Source organism: Halocalculus aciditolerans (assembly GCF_014647475.1).
In the GTDB taxonomy this organism is placed as follows: domain Archaea; phylum Halobacteriota; class Halobacteria; order Halobacteriales; family Halobacteriaceae; genus Halocalculus; species Halocalculus aciditolerans.
In genome coordinates, this window is the sequence record NZ_BMPG01000002.1 from 847,791 (window position 1) to 868,983 (window position 21,193).

The window sequence follows — 21,193 nt, forward strand, 5'->3', positions numbered from 1 at the left end:
GGGAAGGCCGTTTCGGTCCCACCGAATCGAAACGGCTAAACGAGAAACGAAGCAAAGAGAGAGTGAGCCGAGGTAGCCTAGCCTGGCCAAGGCGGTAGATTCGAAATCTACTGTCCTTCCGGACTCAGGGGTTCAAATCCCCTCCTCGGCGTCTTCTACTACGACGAACGAAACGCCGAGCGACGCGTGTCGTGTCGCGTCCTGCTCACCCGTCGTCAGTCCTCTTCGAGGCGAACAGTGTCACCGACGTCGACGTCATCGGCTGCGCCGGCGGGGAGTTCGTAGACGGCGTCGGCGCGGAAGGCGGTGTGACCGGTCCAGGCGGGGAGTCGCTTTTTGCCTCGAACCTCGTCGTCGACGGTCCAGACGGCGTCGACGGCGAAGGGGACGAAGAGCATGTGGAGGGCGTCGCGTTTCACGCGGCCGAAGGGGAAGGCGAGGGCGTAGTCGTCGGGAATGGCGCGGCGGAAGGTGAGGCCGCGGGCGCGGGCGAAGAAGGAGTCGGCGACCTCGACGTCGGCGGCGAGGACGCGGGCGTCGCCGTCGGCGGGGTCGTGGACGAGTCGCATTGCGGGGAGCGACGGCGTGAGCGGGTAAAAGCCTCGCGTCGGGTTCGGGGCGGGATTCGGAGAGGGAAACCCCTAACCGGGGTGGCGTCGAACCTCGGGCAATGGCGCAGTGTGACGTCTGCGGGAAAGAGGAGGGGATGCCGTATCGGTGTCGCCTCTGCGGGGGGACGTACTGTAGCGAGCACCGCCTCCCGGAGAACCACGGCTGTCCGGGGCTGGAGGAGTGGAACGACCCCTCCGGCGTCTTCGGCGGGGACACCGGGATGGACGAGTCCGCGCCGGGGCAGTCGTCGGGCGTCGTCTCCCGCGTGACGGGGCCGGGCGGGCCGTTGAGCTACGTCCGCGGGAACGTCGCCTACGTGATGCTCGGGTTGATGTGGGTGACGTTCATCGTGCAGTACGCGGTGTTCCCGGTCGCGCTCGGGATTCAGCCACTGTCGGGGCCGTGGATTAACACGTTCACGGTGAACACGTTCAATCCGTTCTACGTGTGGACGTGGGTGACGTCCATCTTCGCGCACGGCGGGTTCTCGCACATCCTCTTCAACAGCATCGCGTTGTACTTCTTCGGGCCGTACGTGGAGCGCCGCGTCGGCTCGAAGGCGTTCTTCGCGTTCTTCATGGTCGCCGGCGTCCTCGCGGGCGTCGGCCAGCTCGCGGTGGCGCTCGCGCTCGGCGAGACGACGGTGGCGCTCGGCGCGAGCGGCGCGATCATGGGCATCATGGGCATCATTACCGTTCTGAATCCGGACATGCGGGTGCTCCTCTACTTCTTCATCCCGGTACCCATCTGGCTGCTCACGGCGGGCTACGCGGTCATCTCCGTGCTCGGCATCGCCGGGCTCGGCGGCGTGTTGACGGCGGGCGTGGCGAACGCCGCGCACCTCGCCGGCCTCGTCGTCGGCCTGCTCTACGGGAAGTACCTCAAGGACCAGGGGACGCGCGTGCGAGACGAACTCCGATTCGGTGGCGGCGGGGGTCGCCGGCGCTACTGATGGAGGTCGTCCACCCCGAGTACGTTCCGGACCCCGCGCTCTCCCGCGAGGAGATGGAGGCGCTCCAGCGCGACCTCGCCGCCGACGCCGTCTTCTCCGACGACCTCGACGTCGACCCCGCGGAGATTGCGCTCGACGAGCCGCCGACGGAGAACGCGACGCTCGGCGGCGACGCGGACGCGCCCGTCGTCGTCGGCATCGACCAGGCGTTCACCGACGACGAGGCGGTGAGCGCCGCCGTCGCGATACGGGACGGGAGCGTCGTCGAGACCGTCGAGGGGCGCGCGCCGCTCGACATCCCCTACATTCCCGGGTTGCTCGCGTTCCGCGAGGGCGGCTGCATCCTCGACGCCCTCCGGCGACTGGACGTCGACCCCGACTTACTCGTGCTCGACGGGAGCGGCCGCATCCACTTCCGCGAGGCCGGTATCGCGACGCACATCGGCGTCGCCGTCGACACGCCGAGCGTCGGCGTCGCGAAGAACCTCCTCTGCGGCACGCCCCGAACGCCCCTCGACGAAGGGCCGTTCCCAGAGGGAACGAAAATCCCCATCGAGGCCGACGACTCGATGACGACGCCCGATGGAACGGTCGTCGGCCACGCCCTCCAGTCCCGGCAGTACCCGAACCCGGAGAGACGCCACGTGAACCCGCTCGTCGTGAGCCCCGGCCACCGCGTCTCCGCCGAGACGACCGTCGGCGTCGTGGACGCGCTCTGCGCCGGCTACAAGCTCCCCGAACCCACGCGACTCGCCGACGCCGCCGCCGACGACCTGAAGAGCCGGTAAACCGGGAACCGGGCGGTGTTTGGGGGCTCGCTCGGGGACGGAATCGCTGGATGACGCGCGGGATGTCTTGAAAGTATTAACTCCCCACCTGTCGATAGCTCGGGTATGACCGAGGAGACGGTTCTCATCACGGGGTGTTCGTCCGGTATCGGACGAGCGACGGCCGAGGCGTTTCTCGACGAGGGATGGCGCGTGGTGGCGACCGCGCGGAACACTGACGACATCGAGGGGCTCGAAGAGGCGGGATGTGAGACGCGGGAGCTCGACGTGACGAAGCCCGCGCAGTGCGTGAACGTCGTCGAGGACGTCACCGAGGCGTACGGCCTCGACTGCCTCGTGAACAACGCGGGGTTCGCGCAGTTCGGCGCGGCCGAGGACCTGCCGACGCGCCGGCTCCACCGCCAGTTCGACGTGAACCTCTACGGCCCGCACCGGCTGGTGCGCGCGGCGCTCCCGGGGATGCGCGAGCAGGAGTCCGGCACCGTCGTGAACGTCTCCAGCGCGGCGGCGTTCTTCACCGCGCCGGGCATGGGGGCGTACTCGGGGTCGAAGGCGGCGCTGGAGTCGTTCTCGGACGCGCTGCGGACCGAGGTCGCGGAGTTCGGCGTCGATGTCTCGCTCGTGGAGCCGGGGCCGGTGGAGACGAGCTTCGGCGAGCGCGCCCAGCGCGAAGCGTCTGACGTCGCCGACGACACGGCGTACGGCCACGTCTACGAGCTCTACCAGGATTACGAGGCGACGTTCGGCGGAATGGGCTCCGAGCCGGAGGACGTCGCGGCGGCGATCCTGGAGGCGGCGTCGAGCACGAACCCGGACGCGCGGTATCCGGTGGGGACGCTGGCTGGGCTGGCGCGGTACGCGCGCCTCGTTCCGGACCGCCTGCGCGACAAACTCGTGACGGCGGCGCTCCGCTTCGTCTGATGGGCGCGCCGGAGTTCGAGCAGGCCGACCGCTGGGAGCGCGGGTCGCGAGAGCGCGTCGCGCTCGACTGCCTCGAAGCGGGGATCGACGCCGCACACCCGGACACCGTGGTCGCGGACGCCGTCGACCTCGAAGGCGACGTCCTGCGCGTGGCGGACGCGCGCTTCGACCTCGACGCCTACGACGATATCGTCGTACTCGGCGGTGGGAAGGCCGCCGGCACGGTCGCGCGCGCCCTCGAACGCGTCCTCGGCGACCGGCTCTCCGGCGCGGTCGTCACCGACGACCCCGTCGACACGGCGTTCGTGGACGTTCTCCCCGGTGACCACCCGATTCCGAGCGCGGACGGCGTCGCGTCCACGCGTCGCGTCCTCGACCGAGCGGCGGACGCGGGCGAGCGCACGCTCGTCCTCGCCGTGGTAACGGGCGGCGCGTCCGCGCTCCTCGCCGCGCCCGTCGACGGCATCGACCTCACGGACCTCCGGGCGACAACAGATGCTCTCCTCCGGTCCGGCGCGACGATTCACGAGCTCAACAGCGTCCGGAAACACCTCTCCGCCGTGAAGGGCGGCCGGCTCGCCCGCGAACTCGCGCCGGCGCGCGTGGCGACCCTCGTCTTCAGCGACGTCGTCGGCGACGACCTCGACGTCGTCGGGAGCGGCCCGACCGTCCCCGACTCATCGACCTACGCGGACGCGCTCGCCGTCCTCGACGACTACGGCGTCGACGCGCCCGAAGCGGTGGTCGAACGCCTCGAAGCGGGCGCGCGCGGCGAGCGCGACGAGACGCCGGGTGCGGAGAGTTCCGCCTTCGACCGCGTCTCGGCGCACGTCCTCGCGAACGCGGACACGGCGGTCTCAGCCGCCGCGGCGGCCGCCGCCGACGCCGGCTACACGCCGCTCGTCCTCTCCACGCGCGTCCGCGGGGAAGCGCGGGAGGCCGCGCTCTCACACGTCGCCGTCGCCGAGGAGGCCGCGGCGACCGGCCGCCCCGTCGAACCGCCCGCCGCCGTCGTCGCCGGCGGCGAGGTCACGGTGACTGTCGGCGATTCACCGGGCGTCGGCGGCCCGAACCTCGAGTTCGCGCTCGCCGCCGCTCGCGAGCTCGCGGGAGACGACGCGCTCGGCGTGCTCGCGACGGTCGATACGGACGGCATCGACGGCGCGGCCGACGCCGCCGGCGCGCTCGTCACCGCAGAGACGGTCGAGGACGGCCGGGCGGCCCGGCGCGCGCTACGAGAGCACGACGTGTCTCCCGTTCTCGACGACGCCGGCGCGCTCCTCCGCTGTGGGCAGACGGGGACGAACGTGAACGACCTCCGCGTCCACCTCGTCGGCGCGGGCGAGGAGTGACGGATTAGTCGAGGCAGGCGGCGACGACGCGGAGCATCGCTTCTCCCCGGACTTCGTCGGCGAAGAGGGGGACGCGTTTGACGTCGACGCCGCGGAAGAGCTCCTGGGCTTCGGCGAGCGCGTCCTTCTGGACGTCCCAGCGGCGCTGGCAGAACTCGCAGGAGTCGAGGTTCGGGGTGACGAAGGCGTCGGCGGGGGCGTCGGCGACGTCGGTCAGCGGCTCCATGATGCGGTTCACGACGAGCGTGGAGACGGGGATGCCCTTCGCGTCGAGCTGGCCGCGGAGGCGCGTGGATTCGTGGACGCTCATCGTCTCCGGCACCATGACGATGCGGAAGTCGGTTCGGTCGGGGTCGCGGAGGACGCTGCGGAGCCGCCGCACCTGCGCTTTGAGTTCGTCGAGGTCGCCCGTCCCCTGCTCGCCGTCCTCGCCGCCGAACATCCCCTTCATGGAGTCCATCATGCCGCCGATGCGCTCGCGGAACTGCATCATTCGGCCCATCATGGAGTCGAGGAGCTCCGGGAGGTCGAGGAGGCGGAGGGTGTGGCCGGTCGGGGCGGTGTCGACGACGACGCGGTCGAAGCGCTCGTCGTCCATGTACTGGAGGAGGAGCTGCATCGCCGCGGCCTCGTCCGCGCCCGGCATCATCCCCTGCGGGCCGGCCTCGTCGCCGCCCATCCCGAGGAGTTCGCCCATCTCGCCCACGCCGCCCATGGTGCCCGCGCCGTCGCCGCCGAAGAGGTCGGCCTGCTCGACGGCGTCCTCCGGGTCGATTTCGACGCCCCAGAGCGGGACGTCCTCCCGGATGCGCGCGGGCCGCGACGGCACGTCCGTCTCGAAGGTGTCGGAGAGGGAGTGTGCGGGGTCCGTGGAGACGACGAGCGTCTCGGTGCCGTCGTTCGCGGACGCGAGCGCGGTCGCGGCCGCCATTGTCGTCTTCCCGACGCCGCCCTTCCCGCCGTAGAGGACGTACTCCGCGGTTCCCGGGGTGACGCCGACGTCGTCGCCGACCGCGTCGACGGCTTCGACTTCGATTTCGTCCATGGGGGAGCCTGCGGGTTCGGACGGGGAGAAGGCGTCGGTTCCGCGAGAACGAGACGAGTGGGGAGGGCCAGATGGGCGAGGCGGACGGGACGGGATGGCTCCGTAGCTCTCCGGAGGTCTCCTAGGAGGGTTTTCCCGCGTGCGGTGGTGAGCGGAGGCTGTATGGCGTCGGTCACTGGAGCTGACGGAACCGATATCGAGGCGTCGTTCGAGGAGTTCCTGCGGGCCGTGAAACGCGCCGTCGGCACGCTGCCGGACGTCGTGTCGGCGTGCCGCGACGGGGACGGCGTCGCGGAGTGGGTGGCGGTGTTGGACCGCCTCGAATCGGCGGCGGACGACGAGGCGCGAGCGCTCCAGTCCGCCGTGAACGGCGACGTGGAGCCGTCGCTCACCGGTGTCTATCTCTACCGGCCGGACCTCCTGCGGCTGGTCACGCTCGTCGACGACATCGCGAACGCCGCGGAGCGGTTCGCGCGTGAACTCGCCGCGGTCGCGCCGTCGCTCCCCGCGGAGGTCTGGGACGCGTTCGACCGGATGGTGGACCTCGCGGCGGCGGCGGTGACGGCGACGACGCGCGCCGTCGGGCGGTTCGTCGGATCGCTCGACGCCGGCGCGCCCGCGTTCGAGGAGGACGTGGCGACGGTCCGCCGGCTGGAGAGCGACTGTGACGACGAGAAGTATTCGGTGCTCTCGGCGGCGTTCGAGACGCTCCCCACCGCTGACGCCCTCCTCGTCATGACGCTCGTCGGCCGGCTCGACGTCGTGCCGAACGCCGCGGAGGACGTCGCGGACGCGCTCGTCGTCGCCGCGAGCAAGCAGTGAGCGTCAGGCGAAGTAATCGGTGAGGCGGGCGGCGGCGTCGTCGACGCGCGGGGTGACGAGGGCGAAGCGAATCCACTCCGCTTTCGATTCGCCGAAGCCGGTGCCGGGCATGCCGGCGACCCCGGCGTCCTCGATGAGCGCGCGGACGTTCTCCAGCGTGCCGGGGAAGCCCGGGAACTTCGCGAGGACGTAGAACGCGCCGTCGGGCGTCGAGTATTCGGCACCCGCCTCGTCGAGAGCGGCCGTGAAGGCGTCGACGCGGTTTTCGAGGAGCGCGCGGCTCTCGGCGTAGTAGTCCGGGTCGGTCTCGCGGAGCGCGTGGAGGACGGCGTACTGGCCGGGGCGCGTCGTCGAGACGTTCGTCAGCATGTTGCGGGAGATGGCGGCGTCGACGTGCGCCTCGGGGAAGACGGCGTAGCCGACGCGGAAGCCCGTGATGGCGAACGTCTTCGAGAAGGAGTTGGTGACGACGACGTTCGGCGAGTCGAAGGTGAGCGCGGACGTGAACTCCCCAGTGAAGTCGAAGTGGTCGTAGACTTCGTCGACGACGAGGAGGGCGTCGACGGCCTCGGCGATGGCGACGAGTTCCCGCAGCGTCTCCTCGCTGTAGACCTTCCCGGTGGGGTTGTTCGGGGTGTTGACGATGATGCAGGCGGTGTTCTCGCCCGCGGCGTCCCGGACGTCGGCGGGGTCGAGCGACCCGTCGCGTTCGGTCGGGACGAAGACCTGTTCGCCGCCGAGCATCGTCGTCTTCCCGGGGTAGTAGGGGTAGACGGGGTCGGTCATGATGACCTCGTCGCCCGCGTCGCGTTCGAGGGCGCGCGCCATGCCGAGGGTGTTCGCCATGCCGCCGCCGTTGGTGACGACGACGCGGTCGGCGTCGACGCCGCGGCGCGCGGCGATCTCCTCGCGGAGGTCGTCGAGGCCGGGGCTGGGGGCGTACTGGAAGGCGTCGCCGCCGAGGTCGGCGTACTCGTGGAGGCCCTCGCTGATGGCGGGCGGCGACCCCCAGTCGGGGTTCCCCGAGACCATGTCGACCACGTCGCGGTCCGCGCGCTCCGCCCACTGCATCACCCGGAAGAAGAGCGGTTCCTGGTACTCCATGCCGCTCTCTGGTCGCGCCGTCGGGTTGGGTCTTTCTCTTCTCGCGACACCCGCCCACCAGACACTTCCCGGCGGGACTCCGACCGCCGCGTATGACTGAGCGCACGCGCCGCGGCTTCCTCGGCGCGGTCGGCGCGGGCGCGGCCGCCATCGGCGTCGTCGGCACGGCGTCCGGGCGCATGGGTGACTGCGGGACGTGGCGGCCGGTCGAGACACCGACGGACCGAACGCTCCGCGACGTCGTCCGCGTCGACGACTTCTCGCTCGCCGTCGGCGGCGGCGGACGCGTGCTCGCCCGCGACCCGGACTGGCGCGTCGTCACCGCGGACGGCGTGGCGGGGAACGGCCGGAACCTCCGCGCGGCCGCAGCCACAGAACGAGGAGCGCGGGCGTGGCTCGCGGGCGCGAGCGGCGCGCTCGCCGCGTACGACGCCGACTCGGGCTTCGACGCGAGCGTCGGGCCGGCGGGCGTGACGCACAACTTCGCGGCGGTCGCCGTCCACGGGCCGGCCGGCGCGGAGCGAGTGGTCGTCGGTGACGACTCCGGGCACGTCCACGGCCGGAGCGGCGAGGGCGCGTGGGCGACGGCGACACCCGGCGACGGAACGGCGATTACGGGCGTCGGCGTCGGCGAGGCGGGCGCGGTCGCCGTGGACGCCGCCGCCGGCGTGTACGCGAACATCGGCGAGGGCTGGCGGCGGGCCGGCATCGAAGCGGCGAGCGCGCTCCACGCGGTCGACGGGACGGACCCGCGCTCCGTCGTCACCGTGGGCGACGCCGTCTGCGCCGTCACGGACGCCGGCTGGCGCGTCGACGACCCCGCGTCGGTCCCGCTGGACGCCGTCACCGTCGCGGACTGCGGGTGCGTCCACGCCGCCGGCGCGGACGGAACGATACTGCACCGGATGCACGGCGCGGACCGCTGGCGGACACAGCCCGTCGACTCGCACGCGGACCTGCACGCTGTCGCGGTCGGCGACCCACGTATCGCCGTCGGCGCGAACGGCATGATTCTGGAGAGATAACCCCGAAAGCGGTAATAAACGATACACGTAGCCACAAGAGTTTATCCGCGGAGCCGGCACTGTCGAGCCATGGGTAAGCCCCTCCTCTCCGTCGGAGCGGTCGCTGCGATGCTCGTACTCGCGGGCTGCTCCGGCGGAATGCCCGGTGGCGGCGAACAGAGCGGGTCGATGGCGTTCTACGTCAGCGATCAACCCGGTGCCATCGACGACTTCGAACACCTGAACGTCACGGTGACGAAAGTCGGCGTCCACAAGGTGAACGCCTCCAGCGCGGAGAACGGAACCTGGATCGAGACGGACTTCGACAACGTCACCGTCGACCTGACCGAGCTTCAGGGCGAGAACGCCGCGAACCTCGCGAACGCCTCGCTCCCGAACGGGACGTACAACAACGCCTTCATCCACGTCTCCGCCGTCGAGGGGGCGACGACCGACGGCGAGCAGGTGGACGTGAAACTCCCGTCGAGTAAACTCCACGTCGCGGAGAACTTCACCGTCGGCGCGGCCGAAGAATCCCACTTCGTCTTCGACGTCATGGTGCACGAGACCGGGAACGGAAAGTACGTTCTCCGACCGAACGCTGGCGACTCCGGGAAGAACGTGCCCGTGAAGCCGACGCCGGGCGCGAAGCAGTCCGGACAGGCCGGCGCGTCCGGTGAGACGACGACCACGGCGCAGTCCGGCACGTCCGCGGGGACGACCACGCAGAGCGAGATGGCGGTCTACCTCAGCGACCGACCCGGAGCTATCGGTGACTTCGACCACCTGAACGTCACCGTCTCGGCGGTCGGCGTCCACCGACAGAACGACTCCGACAACGAGAGCGCGTGGGTCGAACAGGACGTCGACAGCGTCACCGTCGACGTGACCGAACTCCAAGGCGACCGCGCGGTGAGCCTCGCGAACTTCACCCTCGAGAACGGCACGTACGACACCGTCTTCGTTCACGTCGCCTGGACGAACGGGACGCTCACGAACGGCGAACACGTCCCCGTGAAACTCCCGTCGAGCAAGCTCAAACTCCACCAGGAGTTCACCGTCGGTGACGGCAACACCACGCACTTCGTCTACGACGTCATGGTCCACGAGACCGGGAGCGGGAAGTACGTCCTGAAGCCGAACGTCGCCGAATCCGGCCCGAACGAACCCGTCACGAAGGTTTCGAAGAAGAACGCGAAACCCGACGACGACACGCCGAACGAAAGCGACACGTCGAACGAGACCACGACGACCACGCAGAGCGGCGACGAAACGACCGCGCAGTCCGGTAACGAGACGGCGACCACGACGACTGCGACCACGACGACGGCGACGGCGTAGCCGTCGTTCGGCAGTTCTCAGTTCGGTTTCGTTCTCTTCGCGCGTGTCCCGGCTAAGTAGCGGATACGACGCGGTTCGACAGACGGGGCGGTACTGCGTCGTCTGCCGATCCGATCCGTACCGATGCCGATACGCCTTAGCCGGCGGGACGACACGTCGGCGGTATGGAGAACGACCGCTGGCTCTACGCGCTCGCGCTCTCCGCGGTCGCGTCGAGCGTTTCGGGCCTGCTCGTCCCGCTCTATCTCGTGCAGATCGGCGGCGGGACGGCGCAGCTCGGCGTGAACGCCGCGCTCTCGTCGCTCGTCGGCGCGCCCGCCGCGGTGTTCGCCGGCCGGTACGCGGATCGAACCGGGAATCGCCGCGGTGTCGTCCTCACCGCGCTCGTCGCCGCGGCGCTCGCGCTCGTCGCTCTGCCCTTCCTGAAGACTATCGCGGCGGTCATCGTCGTGAACGCGGTGCTCGCGTTCTCGCTCGCGGCCATCGGTCCCGTCGTCACGATGCTCGTCGTCGGGGACAGCCCCGAAGCCGAGTGGAACACCCGCATCGCGCGCCTGAACAAACTCCAGGGGTACGGGAGCACGGCCGGTCTCGTCCTCGGGACGGTGTGGACCGTCGGCGTCGGCGCGGTGCTCGCCACCGGCGTCACGCAGGAGACGCTGTTCGTGCTCGCCGCCGTCTTCGGCGTCGCCGCCGCCGCGGTCGCTTTCCGATCGCTCCCGCGGCACGCCGACCTCACCGTCGGGCCGCGGCGGGCCAGCCGAATCGCCACCCTGCTCTCCCGGACGAGTCGGAACGTCCGCGACGACACCTTCAGCTTCGGGACGACCCGCGTCTTCTGGGGGGTCCGCTCGCTCTCCCGCCGCCGCCTCGGCGGCCTCCGCAGCCAGCTCCCGGCCGCGCTCTGGGTGTACTTCGCCGCCGCCTTCCTCTTCTTCACCGGCTTCGCCGTGTTCTGGGCACCGCTCCCCGTCTACCTCACCGACCGCGCCGCGTTCGGCTCCGGCGCGGTGTTCGCGCTCTACCTCGTGAACAACGTCGCCTCGACGGTGCTCTACGACGGCGCGGGCGTCCTCGCGACCCGGCACGACATCCGCCTCGTCCAGACCGGCGCGCTCGGCGCGCGCGCCGCCGCCTTCGTCGCCGTCGGCGTGCTCGGCGTGCTCGGCGTCGGCTTCCTCTCGACCGGCGGCCTCGGCCCGCTCCTCGCCGTCGCCGCCCTCCTCACCGTCGTCGGCGCGACCTGGGCGTTCATCGCCGTCACCGGCACCGGCATCGTCTCCCGCCTCACCCCGAAGGAGACGCGCGGCGGCGTCCTCGGCCTCTACGCCGCGCTGTCCGCGGTCGCCGGCGCGCTCGGCGGCCTCCTCGGCGGCTGGATCGCCAGCCGCGCGTTCGACCTCGCGTTCGGCGTCGCCGCCGTCCTCGTCGTCGCCGGCGGCCTCGTCGTCCTCCTCGCACGCCACCTCGCCCCCGACGCGAAACCGACGGCGAGCGCCGACGCCGCGCCCGCGTCCGACTGACCGCGAACCCCGGGACCGAAACGGCCTTTCTCGTTCGCGCCCCGAGGGAGAAGTGTGCGAGAGGACGACCTCGCGACCCGGCTTGTCGACCACTTCGACGCCGCCCACCCCGACGCCGCCGTCCACCTCGAAGAGCCCTACGACCACTACGGGTCGCGGGGCGTCGCCGACGTCTACGTGCGCGTCCCCCCGCCGACCGCGGTCGACTACCTCGTCGAGCTAAAAGGCGACCCCGCGGTCCGGCACGCGACCGGCGCGAACGAGATCCTCCGCCAGTACCGCCGGATGGAACGCTACTTCTACCGGGACGACGCCCACACCCTCGAACCGCGTCTCTCCCGGGACGGCCCCGGCGCGTTCGTCCTCCTGTTCTTCGCGCCCACGGAGAAGTGCGTTCGCCACGTCCGCGAGCACGCGAGCCTCTACGCGTCGGTCGACCCGGACGCGAGCGTCGACGGCGTCCCCGTCACCCGGAAGGTCGCGTTCCTCACCGGCCTCGACGACGCCGCGGCCGGCGGCGTGAACTTCCTCTCCGTCAACGCCGGCGCGCGCGTCGGCACCGACGCGTTCCGCCGCGCGGTCCCCGACGACACCCGGCTCGCGGCCGCGCTCGACGCGACGGAGTGAGCAAATATTGCAACCGCCGTGGTTGCACTTATCGTGGTGCAGCGTCACGATGCAGTTATGGCTCGGGGGAGTCGGGTGGCGGTCGTCGGACACGGACCGGCCGCAGAGCGGAGCGCACGCGCGCTCGCCGACGCCGGCTTCGACGTCGAAACGGCCGACACAGCCGCTCCCACCCGTTCTCACACCGCAGACTGCATCGTCGCGACCGACGCGAACGCTCGGGCCGCCGCCGACGCTGCCGGCGACACACCCGTTCTCGCGCTCGCCGCCGACGACGACCCCACCGATCTTCTCGACGCCGGCGTCCACGACGTCGTCCGCGCGAACGAGTCCGGCTTCGAAACCCTGCTCGTCGCGCGCGTCGAACACGTCCTCGACCGCCGCGCCGCCGAACGCCGCGCTACCAGCGAGCACGAGCGACTCGAAGCCCTGTTCGGGCAGTTCCCCGAACCCACTATCGCCTACGAGTTCGACGACGGCGACCCCGTCGTCACCGACGCGAACGCCGCGTTCACCGAGGCGTTCGGTCACGACGACCCCGCCGGCCGCAGGGTCGACGACCTCGTCGTCGGCGACGGGAAACAGGTCGAAGCCGCCGTCCTCAACGACAAGGTCGCGCGCGGCCACACCCTCGACCGCGAAGTCGTCCGCGCGACGCCCGACGGCGACCGCGTCTTCTGGCTCCGGAACATCCCGCTCGACGCCACGCCGCCAGCCGGATTCGCCGTCTACACCGACGTCACGGAGCGCCTCCGCGAGCGCGAGCGCGCACAGGCCTTCCTCAACAGCTCCCGCGACATCGTCGCCATCGCCGACTACGACACCACCTACACCTACGTCAGCGCCGCCGTCGAACACGTCTTCGGCTACCGGCCCAGCGACCTCGTCGGCGAACGCGCGCTCGAACGCATCCACGAAGCCGACCGCGAGCGCGTCCGCCAGCAGCTCGACAGCGTCGGCGACCACCCCGTCACCATCGAGTTCCGCGGACGGCACGCCGACGGCGACTGGCGGTGGATCGAAGCCGTCGTCACCGACCAGCGAGACAACCCGCTCATCGACGGCTACCTCGTCAACGCCCGCGACGTCACCGACCGCAAACGCCGCGAGCGCGAACACCGCCGGCAGGCCCGCATCATCGCCACCCTCCACAGCGTCGCCGTCGACATCGAGACTGCGGGAAGCCCCGACGCCGTCTATCAATCCCTCGTCGACGCCGCGGAAGGCGTCCTCGACTACCAGATCTGCATCGTCGACGAACGCGACGGCGACCGCCTCGTCGTCGTCGCCGCCTCCGACGACACCCCGGACGAACACTACTACAACTACGTCTCCGTCGACGCCGAGGACAACCTCGCCGCGAAAGTCGCGCGAACCCGCGAGACCGTCGTCGTCGACGACCTCCACGAGACCTCCATCGACCCCGCCAACGCCGCCTACCGCTCCATCATCACCGTCCCGCTCGCCGACTACGGCGTCCTCCAGGCCGCCGCCGACGAACCGGACGCCTTCGACGACGCCGACCGCGAGTTCACCGAAATCCTCGCCAGCCACGCCGTCGCCGCCCTCGACCGCCTCGACCGCGAACGCGAACTCGAACGGCAGACCGACCGCCTGGAGAAGTTCGCGAGCGTCGTCTCCCACGACCTCCGAACACCCCTTCAGGTCGCCGTCGGCGCAATCGAGCTCGCGCGAGAGACCGGCGACCTCGACCGCCTCGACACCGCCGACGACGCCCTCGACCGCATTGACCGCCTCGCCAGCGACCTCCTCGCGTGGGCGCGCGGCGCATCCCTCGTCGAAGACACCGAACCGGTCAACGTCGCCGCCGCGGCGACCGACTGCTGGCGCGACCTCGACACCGAGAACGCCACCCTCGACGTCACCGACGCCGTCGTCGACGCCGACCCCGACCGCGTCCGCCAGCTCCTCTCCAACCTCCTCCGAAACGCCGTGGAGCATGGTGCCACTGACCCTCCCTCGCACGCTCGCGAGGACGCCGCCGAGCACGATGGGGCGAGCGTCCACGTCACCGTCGCCCCCACCGAGGACGGCACCGGCTTCGCCGTCACCGACGACGGCCCCGGCGTCCCCGACGGCGAACGCGACGCCGTCTTCGACGCCGGCCACACCACCAGCACCACCGGCTCCGGCTTCGGCCTCGACATCGCCCGCGACATCGCCGACGCCCACGGCTGGACGCTCACCCTCGACGACGACTACACCGACGGCGCACGCTTCGTCGTCGACTGCACCACCGACCGCTAACCCCGCGTTTACGCGAGCGATACCGACGCACACGGACGTCTCCAGAGACGTAAACACGCGAAAACACGAACAACCCCGGCTATTGAGAGCCCCACCAGTGAGTGACGCGAGCCGCTCTCAGGCGCGACGAACCCGCGTCGCCGCGCGACTCGCGTCGCTCGCCAGTTCAAGTGTGAGAAAGTCCGCCCTCCCCGATTTGAACGGGGGGCAAGTCGATCTACAGTCGACTGCTCTACCAGTCTGAGCTAAGGGCGGGCGTACTTCGACGTAGTGTGGGGGCGAGTTTAAGGGTTATTATTCGCGGTCGAACGCCCCCACACCTTCAAGTACGACGACGCGTTATCTGCTGTCAGTACTGCGATGTCCAAGATTACGTTCCGGGCGGACGACGACCTCGTCGCGGCGGTGGAGTCGTTGGACGCGTCGAAGAGCGAGGTGATGCGGGAGGCGCTCCGGGAGTATCTGGAGGAGGACGTCGCGATTGAGTCGGAGTCCATCGACGAGCTCGTGGACGCCCGTATCGAGGAGGTCCTCGGCGACTACCTGCGGCGCGAGCGGTCCGCGCAGGACGTGAACGTGAACCTGCGGGTGGAGTCGTCGGGGTCGGGGGAGGTCGTCGACGCCGACGTCGAGGAGAGCGCGGAGCGGGCCGAGGACGCGAGTGTGTCCGACGGTGGTTCGGGCGAGTCGGAGTCAGTGACGTGCCGGCAGTGCGGGGAGTCGCTCGATGCGGCGCACGAGTTCTGTCCGAACTGCGGGGAGCAGGCGGGTCGGCCGGCGCTGTGCGAGTGTGGCGTGGAGCTGGGGTCGGACTGGTCGTTCTGCCCGCACTGCGGGCGTCGGACGCCGTCGGCGGACGTGCTCGAACGGTAAGACGGGCGGCTCGAGAGTTTACCCAGCCATTAACTATATACGTGAATACCCTGTTGGTAGTAGATACGTAAGACGGTCGTCTTACACGTGGCCGGCGTCTGGCGGGCCTCTCCCGCCGGAATCCAGGTCGTGTAAGACAGACGCGGGGCGGCCGCGGACGTCTTGCAGCAAACGGGGAATACAAACCATGGAGCGTGTGACACTCCGAATACCGAAACAGCAGATAGAAGAAGTCGAGCAGATGGTCGACTCCGGGAAGTTCCCGAACCGCTCGGAAGCGATCCGGTCGGCCGTCCGTGAAATGATCGACGACCAAGGCGAGGCCTCGAAGCCGAACGCCTGGGCCAAGGTGTAATCAAATGCAAGATATCGTTCAAGACGCACTCGAGATGGCCGAGGCAGAGGAGCGGGACATGGACGCGGCGTCCGACAGCGGCGGTGACCAGTTCGGGGACCCCCGAATCGTCATCGTCGGCTGCGGTGGTGCCGGGAACAACACCATCAACCGCCTCTACAACATCGGCGTCGAAGGCGCTGACACGGTCGCGATCAACACCGACAAACAGCACCTGAAGATGATCGAAGCCGACACCAAGATCCTCGTCGGGAAGTCCCTGACGAACGGGCTCGGTGCCGGTGGCGACCCCTCGATGGGTGAGCGCGCCACGGAGATGGCGCAGGGCACCATCAAGGAGGTCCTCGGGGACGCCGACCTCGTGTTCGTCACCGCCGGGATGGGCGGCGGGACGGGCACGGGCGCGGCCCCCGTGGTTTCGAGCATCGCGAAGGAGCAGGGCGCAATCGTCGTCGGGATGGTCTCCACGCCGTTCAACGTCGAGCGCGCCCGCACGGTGAAAGCCGAGGAAGGCCTGGAGAAACTCCGCGAGGAAGCGGACTCCATCATCGTCCTCGACAACAACCGGCTGCTCGACTACGTCCCGAACCTCCCGATCGGCAAAGCGTTCTCCGTGATGGACCAGATCATCGCGGAGACCGTGAAGGGGATTTCGGAGACGATCACTCAACCCTCGCTGATCAACCTCGACTACGCGGACATGACCGCCATCATGAACCAGGGCGGCGTGGCCGTGATGCTCGTGGGTGAGACGCAGGACACGAACAAGACCGACGAAGTGGTGAAGGACGCGATGAACCACCCGCTCCTCGACGTCGACTACCGCGGCGCGAGCGGCGGACTCGTCCACATCACCGGTGGCCCGGACCTCACGCTGAAAGAGGCCGAGGGCATCGCGGACCACATCACGGAGCGTCTCGACGCCTCCGCGAACGTCATCTGGGGCGCGCGCATCCAGGACAACTACAAGGGCAAGGTCCGCGTCATGGCGATCATGACCGGCGTCCAGTCCGCGCAGGTCCTCGGCCCGAGCACGCAGAAGCAGGCTGACGCCTCCCGTCAGGAGCTCCAAGAGGTCGGCGACTCCGGCTCGCGCGCGGAGGAGTCCGCGGCCGGCCCCCGCTCCACGGGCGAAGTCAAGGGCAACGTCCACTCCGACGGCGGCCAGGACGAAGTCGAGAAGAACAACGGCCTCGACGTCATCCGATAGACGAACCGCCCGCCCCGGACTGATTCGACCGCGGCCACCACTCATTCACCGTCTTTCTCACGTTCCGAGCGACAGCCGTCTCCTAGACCGCGTTGACGGCGTCGACGAGTCGGCACTTCCGACAGACGTCGCCCGTCGTCGGCGACCCGCACTCGTCGCATTCGCCGACGGGTTCCTCGCCGTCGTCGCGGTAGCGGTCGGCGGCGATGGACGCGAGCTCCTCGTAGCCGGCCATAATCGAGTGACGGGTGCCGGGGTGATTCTCCTCGAGGGAGAGGAGGAGGTCTTGCACTTCGCCGCGGAAGGCCTCCGAGGAGTGCGGGCATTCGGCCATGTGGACGGGGAGGTCCGCGAGGCGCGCGTAGAGCGCGACCTCCTTCTCGGGGACGTCCCGAAGGGGTTTCGCGCGCGGAATCATGCCGTCTTTCTCGCCGCGCTCGTCGAAGCTCCCGAGGCTGGCGTCGAAGTGACGCGCGACCTGCTCGACGTTCCCCTCCAGAATGTTCATCAGCGCGGTTTCGGCTTCGTCGTCGAGGTTGTGGCCGGTGAGGAGTTTGTCGGCGTCGTACTCGCTCGCGTACTTCGCGAGGAGGTCACGGCGGAAGACGCCACAGTACGCACAGGCCGCCATGTTCTTCGGGTCGTCTTCGACGACGTCGTCCATCTCCAGGTCGAACTCGTCGGCGTAGGAGACGACTTCGTGTTCGATTCCGAGCTCTTCGGTGAGCTCCTCGCAGGCGGCGAGGCTCGCGTCCCGATAGCCCTGGATGCCTTCGTGGACGGTGAGCGCGACGAGTTCGACGCGCGGGTCCTGCTCGAACGTCCGGTGGAGGATGTCCGTGAGTACGACGGAGTCTTTCCCGCCGGAGAGGCCGACGAGCCAGGTCTCCGGGTTCTCCGGCGTCGCCGAGTCCGGGAGGAGGGAGTCCTCGCGGACGCGCTTGCGAACGCGGCGGTCGACGGACTCGAGGAAGTGGGACCGACAGAGGTGGTTCCCCGAGTACGCCGCGTGCATCACCGCGTCCGCGTCACACTTCGTACACTCCATTACCCGTGGGTTGTGCGGCTGGCCGGTAAACCGTTTCGAGAAGGAGTATATCCCATATCGCGATACGAAATCTCCCGTGCCGGGGGACGGTTGCTACGAGGTTCGGGGACGGAGAGAGCGGTCGCTTCGGGGCGTGTCGAACCGTCTCGGAGTTCGGTTAGCGTTCGTCGACGGCGTCAGCGCCGCATTCGGGGCACGTGTCGGTGTCGGTATGGACGGCGGCGTCGCAGGCCGTGCAGCGGAACTCGGCGGATTCGTCGGCGGTCTCTCGGACCTCCTGTTTGAATTCCTCGTAGTTCCGGCCGATATCCCTGAACAGTCCCATACGCAGCGTTCGCGCCGGAGCGTGTTAAGGGCACTCGTCGTCGTTCGGGAAAACCGGAATACGAATACCGCGAGAGGACGAACGCGCGAGTATGCCGGAGTCGAACCTGTTCGAGTCGACACGGGCGTTCCGGTGGTTGGTGACCATCTCGCTCGTGGGGACGCTCATCCTGATGGGGGCGGCGAACTACTCGGTCGCGCTCGGCGGGTGGATGTCCTGCGGCGACCAGTTCCCGAAGTGCGCGGGCGTCTACGCGCCGATATTCCACCCGGTGGAGACGCTGTCGGGGAACTACACGGCGGCCCAGATATTCTGGGAGTGGTTCCACCGGGCGAGCGCGTTCATCACGGGACTGACGATGCTCGCGGCGACGGGACTGGCGTGGTGGAAGCTCGACGACTACACGGTGTCGCGGTGGCTGGTGACGGCGGCGACGGCCGTGCTCCCCGCGGAGGCGTATCTCGGCGTGCAGACGGGCGTCGCGGACCCGCCGTTCGACCTCGTCGTGCTCCACAACGTCATCTCCTGGTTCGTCCTCCTGACGATGGCGGCGGCGACGGTCATCGTGTGGCGGGCGGCGCGCCGGGACGGGGGGAAGCGAGACGACGCAGCGCCGGCATAGGGACGCGACGGCGATTGGCCGGCACGGGGCATAGGGACGCGACGGCGATTGGCCGTTGCGGGACGTAGCTACGTGTCGGCGAGTGATTTTTTGCGTGCGGGGGACGCGTTCGGGGGTATGGTTCGCGTCGTGAGTTTCGGGAGCGTCAACGTCGACCGGACGTGGGCGGTGGACGAGGAGGTGTTGAGTGAGTTGCGCGGGCGCGCGTGGTTTCCGGAGCCGGGGGAGACGAAGACGGTGGCGTCGGTGCCGGAGTCGGAGCTGCCGTCGGGTTCGCCGTCGGTGACGCTGGGCGGGAAGGGGGCGAACGACGCGGTGGCGGCGGCGGGCGTGGGAGCGGACGCGCGACTGGTCGGGGCGGTGGGTGGGGACGCCGGCGAGTACGGTGTGCTGGAGACGCTGGAAGAGCGCGGAGTGGAGACGTCGGGCGTGCGCGTCGAGTCGGGGCGGGCGACGGGGGCGGCGTACGTGTTCGTCGCGCCGGACGGGGAGAGTCACGTTGCGCGCGTTCGGGGGGCGAACGCGGCGGTGGACGCGGCGCTCGTCGACGACGCGCTCGACGTGATTCGGAAGGCGGACGCGCTCTGCTTGCAGAACGAGATTCCGACTGCGGCGATGACGGCGCTCCTCGACGGGCTGGAGCCGAAGGGGCCGGTGGTGGTCTTCGACCCCGCGCCGGTCGAGGGGGCGGCGGCGGTCGCGGGGCATCCGCGCGTCGATTACGTCACGCCGAACGAGGTCGAGGCGGACGCGCTGGAGGCGGACGCCGTCGCGGATGCGACGGTAGTTGTGACGCGTGGCGCGGACGACGTCGTGGTCCGACGGGGTGGCGCGGAGGCGTTCCGCGTCACACCGCCGCCGGCGGCCGTCGAGGACACGACGGGCGCGGGCGATACGTTCGCGGGCGCGCTCGCGACGCGGCTCGGCGAGGGCGTAGACGACCGGACGGCGGTCGAGTTCGCGGCGGCGGCGTCGGCCGTCGCGACGGAGGCCGTCGGCGCGCAGGCGGCGATGCCCGCGCGGGACGCCGTCGAGGCGAAGGTGGAGGAGACCGGTTAGCGGACGCCGAGTTCGTTCGCGCGGTCGACGGCGAGTTCGGCGAGTTCTTCGACCGTCAGGTCGGACTGGTCGGCGAGGACGCGACAGAGCATGCCGAGCTGTGTGACCGCGGCGGTCCGGAGGTCGTCCGTCTCGTTCCCGAAGTAGAACTCGTAGCCCGGGCCCTCGTGGATGAGGCCGAGGTAGACGGATTCGAGGTCGTCGGCGTCGAGCGCGTCAGTCGCCTGCGTCAGCACGTCGTCGAAGTCGGTGTCGTCGCTCACGAGGTGGTGTTCGCGCGGGCGGCGTGAAAAGCACACGGACGCGGCGCGCGCTGCGACGCCGTCACCCTTCGGTCGGCGAGAGCGCGTACCCGTCGTTTCGCCGGACGAGCGTTCCGTCGGCGACGAGTCGGTTCAGGGCGCGTTCGAGGTCGGCGTCTGGAACGCCGCTCCCGGCGAGGGCGCGCGCGATGCCGTCCGCGTCGACCGACGGAGCGCGCTCGCCGTCGGTGTTCAGCGCGACGATACGGCGGATGAGCGGTTCTAGGTCGTCCATCTGAGCCGGCCGGCGTCGGCCGTGCGCTCAGAGACGGTGCGCGATGTATTCGTTGAGGTCGGTTACTAGTGAGGGTCGGCGCGTCCAGAACCCCTGCCACTCGTTCGCGGTTTGCTGGACGGCGAGGAGCGCGAGGGCGTCGGCGTCCGCGTCGCCGTCGGGGTCGTAGACGACGAACCAGGAGTCGAGGAAGTCGCGTTCGTGGCCGGCGTGGATGGTGATGTCGGAGGTCGAGGGCGGCGTCCACCCGGGCGCGCCGTAGGCGTTGACGTCGACGGCGGTGTCGTCGAGGCGGCGGTAGACGTCGCGCGTCCCGATTTCGTCGTCGATGCGGGAGAGCCGCTGGAAGGACGAGCGGAGCGTCCCGCCGTCGGCGTTCCAGGCGTGGCGTTCGATGTGGCGGGAGACGAGGATGAGGAGGAGCTTCTCCTTGTGCGAGTCCGGGTAGCCGCGGACGGTGAACCGCGTGTCGGCGAGGCCGGCGAGGACGGCGGGGAGGTCGGCGTCTTCGAGGGCGAGCGCGCCGGTAGTGAAGAGGTCGGAGTTGATGAAGAGGATGGCGTCTTGGAGTTCCGAGAGCGGGGAGGCGGCGACGACGGCGTCGTCTTCGACGAGAAAGACCGTGTCGTCCGCGGTGTCGGGGAGCGTGGCTTCCTTGACGGTGATGGATTGGTTGTCGAACAGGGAGTCGAGCATCCGCTGGACGGGCGCGGGCGCTCGCCGGTTGACGACGACGAGCGACCGGTCGGTGGCGTCGGTGTCGACCCGGTCGAGGAAGCGCTCCAGCGTCACGGTTCACGCGTAC

The 21,193-nt window shown here is 69.8% G+C and carries 23 protein-coding genes and 2 tRNA genes; 16 read left to right on the forward strand and 9 right to left on the reverse strand.

Annotated features, from left to right (window positions below):
• Positions 1 to 66: 66 nt before the first annotated feature.
• Positions 67 to 151, forward strand: a tRNA-Ser gene (locus tag IEY26_RS10950).
• A 64-nt stretch (positions 152 to 215) separates the two neighbouring features.
• Here the strand turns inward: IEY26_RS10950 and IEY26_RS10955 are convergent.
• Positions 216 to 569: a DUF192 domain-containing protein gene (locus tag IEY26_RS10955; RefSeq protein WP_188978830.1), complete on the reverse strand. Its 354-nt coding sequence runs from the start codon at positions 567 to 569 to the stop codon at positions 216 to 218.
• Between the two features lie 101 nt (positions 570 to 670).
• Here IEY26_RS10955 and IEY26_RS10960 point away from each other — a divergent pair, with 101 nt between their 5' ends.
• The 4 genes from IEY26_RS10960 (at position 671) to IEY26_RS10975 (ending at position 4,625) form a co-directional block, all read left to right on the forward strand.
• Complete coding sequence (locus IEY26_RS10960) at positions 671 to 1,564, forward strand: rhomboid family intramembrane serine protease (protein ID WP_188978838.1); 894 nt, start codon at positions 671 to 673, stop codon at positions 1,562 to 1,564.
• On the forward strand, positions 1,564 to 2,352 hold the full coding sequence (locus IEY26_RS10965) for an endonuclease V (RefSeq protein WP_188978840.1): 789 nt from the start codon (positions 1,564 to 1,566) through the stop codon (positions 2,350 to 2,352). Before IEY26_RS10960 ends, IEY26_RS10965 begins: the two co-directional genes overlap by 1 nt.
• A gap of 105 nt (positions 2,353 to 2,457) precedes the next feature.
• Positions 2,458 to 3,273: an SDR family oxidoreductase gene (locus IEY26_RS10970; RefSeq protein WP_188978842.1), complete on the forward strand. Its 816-nt coding sequence runs from the start codon at positions 2,458 to 2,460 to the stop codon at positions 3,271 to 3,273.
• A complete protein-coding gene (locus tag IEY26_RS10975) occupies positions 3,273 to 4,625 on the forward strand; it encodes a glycerate kinase type-2 family protein (protein WP_188978844.1) in 1,353 nt (450 codons plus the stop codon). Before IEY26_RS10970 ends, IEY26_RS10975 begins: the two co-directional genes overlap by 1 nt.
• A 4-nt stretch (positions 4,626 to 4,629) precedes the next feature.
• Here IEY26_RS10975 and IEY26_RS10980 read toward each other — a convergent pair whose 3' ends face one another.
• Positions 4,630 to 5,670, reverse strand: coding sequence for an ArsA family ATPase (locus IEY26_RS10980; protein ID WP_188978846.1), 1,041 nt, complete (start codon positions 5,668 to 5,670; stop codon positions 4,630 to 4,632).
• 162 nt (positions 5,671 to 5,832) lie between these two features.
• On the opposite strand from IEY26_RS10980, the gene IEY26_RS10985 reads away from it, so the two are divergent.
• Positions 5,833 to 6,492, forward strand: a complete 660-nt coding sequence (locus IEY26_RS10985) for a DUF47 family protein (RefSeq protein WP_188978848.1) — start codon at positions 5,833 to 5,835, stop codon at positions 6,490 to 6,492.
• Positions 6,493 to 6,495: 3 nt separating this feature from the next.
• Here IEY26_RS10985 and IEY26_RS10990 read toward each other — a convergent pair whose 3' ends face one another.
• Entirely contained in the window at positions 6,496 to 7,596 is a 1,101-nt protein-coding gene (locus IEY26_RS10990) for a pyridoxal phosphate-dependent aminotransferase (RefSeq protein WP_188978850.1), read from the reverse strand.
• 92 nt (positions 7,597 to 7,688) lie between these two features.
• Here IEY26_RS10990 and IEY26_RS10995 point away from each other — a divergent pair, with 92 nt between their 5' ends.
• The 5 genes from IEY26_RS10995 (at position 7,689) to IEY26_RS11015 (ending at position 14,359) form a co-directional block, all read left to right on the forward strand.
• A complete protein-coding gene (locus tag IEY26_RS10995; RefSeq protein WP_188978851.1) occupies positions 7,689 to 8,621 on the forward strand; it encodes a hypothetical protein in 933 nt (310 codons plus the stop codon).
• A 69-nt stretch (positions 8,622 to 8,690) separates the two neighbouring features.
• The gene (locus tag IEY26_RS11000) at positions 8,691 to 9,941 is read left to right on the forward strand and encodes a DUF4382 domain-containing protein (protein WP_188978853.1); all 1,251 of its coding nucleotides are present in this window, start codon (positions 8,691 to 8,693) and stop codon (positions 9,939 to 9,941) included.
• Between the two features lie 164 nt (positions 9,942 to 10,105).
• Positions 10,106 to 11,464, forward strand: a complete 1,359-nt coding sequence (locus tag IEY26_RS11005; protein ID WP_188978855.1) for an MFS transporter — start codon at positions 10,106 to 10,108, stop codon at positions 11,462 to 11,464.
• A gap of 54 nt (positions 11,465 to 11,518) precedes the next feature.
• Positions 11,519 to 12,091 carry a hypothetical protein gene (locus tag IEY26_RS11010; RefSeq protein WP_188978856.1) on the forward strand — a complete coding sequence of 191 codons (573 nt, stop codon included), beginning with the start codon at positions 11,519 to 11,521 and terminating at the stop codon, positions 12,089 to 12,091.
• Positions 12,092 to 12,148: 57 nt separating this feature from the next.
• A complete protein-coding gene (locus IEY26_RS11015; RefSeq protein ID WP_188978857.1) occupies positions 12,149 to 14,359 on the forward strand; it encodes a PAS domain-containing sensor histidine kinase in 2,211 nt (736 codons plus the stop codon).
• Positions 14,360 to 14,540: 181 nt separating this feature from the next.
• Here IEY26_RS11015 and IEY26_RS11020 read toward each other — a convergent pair.
• Positions 14,541 to 14,614: transfer RNA gene (locus IEY26_RS11020), tRNA-Tyr, on the reverse strand.
• 105 nt (positions 14,615 to 14,719) lie between these two features.
• Between IEY26_RS11020 and IEY26_RS11025 the strand changes: the two genes are divergently transcribed.
• The 3 genes from IEY26_RS11025 (at position 14,720) to ftsZ (ending at position 16,797) form a co-directional block, all read left to right on the forward strand.
• Positions 14,720 to 15,232 carry a double zinc ribbon domain-containing protein gene (locus tag IEY26_RS11025; RefSeq protein ID WP_188978858.1) on the forward strand — a complete coding sequence of 171 codons (513 nt, stop codon included), beginning with the start codon at positions 14,720 to 14,722 and terminating at the stop codon, positions 15,230 to 15,232.
• 187 nt (positions 15,233 to 15,419) lie between these two features.
• On the forward strand, positions 15,420 to 15,587 hold the full coding sequence (locus IEY26_RS11030; RefSeq protein ID WP_188978859.1) for a ribbon-helix-helix domain-containing protein: 168 nt from the start codon (positions 15,420 to 15,422) through the stop codon (positions 15,585 to 15,587).
• A gap of 4 nt (positions 15,588 to 15,591) precedes the next feature.
• Positions 15,592 to 16,797 carry a cell division protein FtsZ gene (gene ftsZ, locus IEY26_RS11035; RefSeq protein ID WP_188978860.1) on the forward strand — a complete coding sequence of 402 codons (1,206 nt, stop codon included), beginning with the start codon at positions 15,592 to 15,594 and terminating at the stop codon, positions 16,795 to 16,797.
• Positions 16,798 to 16,879: 82 nt separating this feature from the next.
• Here the strand turns inward: ftsZ and ncsA are convergent, their stop codons facing one another.
• Together ncsA and IEY26_RS11045 are read right to left on the reverse strand one after the other, a co-directional pair.
• Positions 16,880 to 17,845 (reverse strand): tRNA 2-thiolation protein NcsA, encoded by a 966-nt coding sequence (ncsA, locus tag IEY26_RS11040; protein WP_188978861.1) that lies wholly within the window; start codon positions 17,843 to 17,845, stop codon positions 16,880 to 16,882.
• A 157-nt stretch (positions 17,846 to 18,002) separates the two neighbouring features.
• Positions 18,003 to 18,170 carry a hypothetical protein gene (locus tag IEY26_RS11045; protein ID WP_188978863.1) on the reverse strand — a complete coding sequence of 56 codons (168 nt, stop codon included), beginning with the start codon at positions 18,168 to 18,170 and terminating at the stop codon, positions 18,003 to 18,005.
• Between the two features lie 91 nt (positions 18,171 to 18,261).
• Here IEY26_RS11045 and IEY26_RS11050 point away from each other — a divergent pair, with 91 nt between their 5' ends.
• On the forward strand, positions 18,262 to 18,792 hold the full coding sequence (locus tag IEY26_RS11050) for a COX15/CtaA family protein (RefSeq protein WP_188978865.1): 531 nt from the start codon (positions 18,262 to 18,264) through the stop codon (positions 18,790 to 18,792).
• A gap of 117 nt (positions 18,793 to 18,909) precedes the next feature.
• Positions 18,910 to 19,851 (forward strand): PfkB family carbohydrate kinase, encoded by a 942-nt coding sequence (locus IEY26_RS11055; protein WP_188978867.1) that lies wholly within the window; start codon positions 18,910 to 18,912, stop codon positions 19,849 to 19,851.
• On the opposite strand, the gene IEY26_RS11060 is transcribed toward IEY26_RS11055, so the two are convergent.
• The 3 genes from IEY26_RS11060 to IEY26_RS11070 form a co-directional block, all read right to left on the reverse strand.
• The gene (locus tag IEY26_RS11060; protein WP_229774032.1) at positions 19,848 to 20,114 is read right to left on the reverse strand and encodes a hypothetical protein; all 267 of its coding nucleotides are present in this window, start codon (positions 20,112 to 20,114) and stop codon (positions 19,848 to 19,850) included. The genes IEY26_RS11055 and IEY26_RS11060 overlap by 4 nt on opposite strands.
• A 61-nt stretch (positions 20,115 to 20,175) precedes the next feature.
• Positions 20,176 to 20,388 (reverse strand): hypothetical protein, encoded by a 213-nt coding sequence (locus tag IEY26_RS11065; RefSeq protein ID WP_188978868.1) that lies wholly within the window; start codon positions 20,386 to 20,388, stop codon positions 20,176 to 20,178.
• Between the two features lie 27 nt (positions 20,389 to 20,415).
• Positions 20,416 to 21,180: a DICT sensory domain-containing protein gene (locus IEY26_RS11070; protein WP_188978871.1), complete on the reverse strand. Its 765-nt coding sequence runs from the start codon at positions 21,178 to 21,180 to the stop codon at positions 20,416 to 20,418.
• Positions 21,181 to 21,193: the final 13 nt, after the last annotated feature.

Coding starts and splice junctions, on each gene's coding strand:
- ftsZ (WP_188978860.1), top strand. CDS start 15,592: ATGCAAGATATCGTTCAAGACGCACTCGAGATGGCCGAGGCAGAGGAG.
- ncsA (WP_188978861.1), bottom strand. CDS start 17,845: ATGGAGTGTACGAAGTGTGACGCGGACGCGGTGATGCACGCGGCGTAC.
- IEY26_RS10990 (WP_188978850.1), bottom strand. CDS start 7,596: ATGGAGTACCAGGAACCGCTCTTCTTCCGGGTGATGCAGTGGGCGGAG.
- IEY26_RS11065 (WP_188978868.1), bottom strand. CDS start 20,388: ATGGACGACCTAGAACCGCTCATCCGCCGTATCGTCGCGCTGAACACC.
- IEY26_RS10970 (WP_188978842.1), top strand. CDS start 2,458: ATGACCGAGGAGACGGTTCTCATCACGGGGTGTTCGTCCGGTATCGGA.
- IEY26_RS10980 (WP_188978846.1), bottom strand. CDS start 5,670: ATGGACGAAATCGAAGTCGAAGCCGTCGACGCGGTCGGCGACGACGTC.
- IEY26_RS11015 (WP_188978857.1), top strand. CDS start 12,149: ATGGCTCGGGGGAGTCGGGTGGCGGTCGTCGGACACGGACCGGCCGCA.
- IEY26_RS11005 (WP_188978855.1), top strand. CDS start 10,106: ATGGAGAACGACCGCTGGCTCTACGCGCTCGCGCTCTCCGCGGTCGCG.
- IEY26_RS11045 (WP_188978863.1), bottom strand. CDS start 18,170: ATGGGACTGTTCAGGGATATCGGCCGGAACTACGAGGAATTCAAACAG.
- IEY26_RS11050 (WP_188978865.1), top strand. CDS start 18,262: ATGCCGGAGTCGAACCTGTTCGAGTCGACACGGGCGTTCCGGTGGTTG.
- IEY26_RS10985 (WP_188978848.1), top strand. CDS start 5,833: ATGGCGTCGGTCACTGGAGCTGACGGAACCGATATCGAGGCGTCGTTC.
- IEY26_RS10960 (WP_188978838.1), top strand. CDS start 671: ATGGCGCAGTGTGACGTCTGCGGGAAAGAGGAGGGGATGCCGTATCGG.
- IEY26_RS11030 (WP_188978859.1), top strand. CDS start 15,420: ATGGAGCGTGTGACACTCCGAATACCGAAACAGCAGATAGAAGAAGTC.
- IEY26_RS11055 (WP_188978867.1), top strand. CDS start 18,910: ATGGTTCGCGTCGTGAGTTTCGGGAGCGTCAACGTCGACCGGACGTGG.
- IEY26_RS10975 (WP_188978844.1), top strand. CDS start 3,273: ATGGGCGCGCCGGAGTTCGAGCAGGCCGACCGCTGGGAGCGCGGGTCG.
- IEY26_RS10955 (WP_188978830.1), bottom strand. CDS start 569: ATGCGACTCGTCCACGACCCCGCCGACGGCGACGCCCGCGTCCTCGCC.
- IEY26_RS10995 (WP_188978851.1), top strand. CDS start 7,689: ATGACTGAGCGCACGCGCCGCGGCTTCCTCGGCGCGGTCGGCGCGGGC.
- IEY26_RS10965 (WP_188978840.1), top strand. CDS start 1,564: ATGGAGGTCGTCCACCCCGAGTACGTTCCGGACCCCGCGCTCTCCCGC.
- IEY26_RS11025 (WP_188978858.1), top strand. CDS start 14,720: ATGTCCAAGATTACGTTCCGGGCGGACGACGACCTCGTCGCGGCGGTG.
- IEY26_RS11000 (WP_188978853.1), top strand. CDS start 8,691: ATGGGTAAGCCCCTCCTCTCCGTCGGAGCGGTCGCTGCGATGCTCGTA.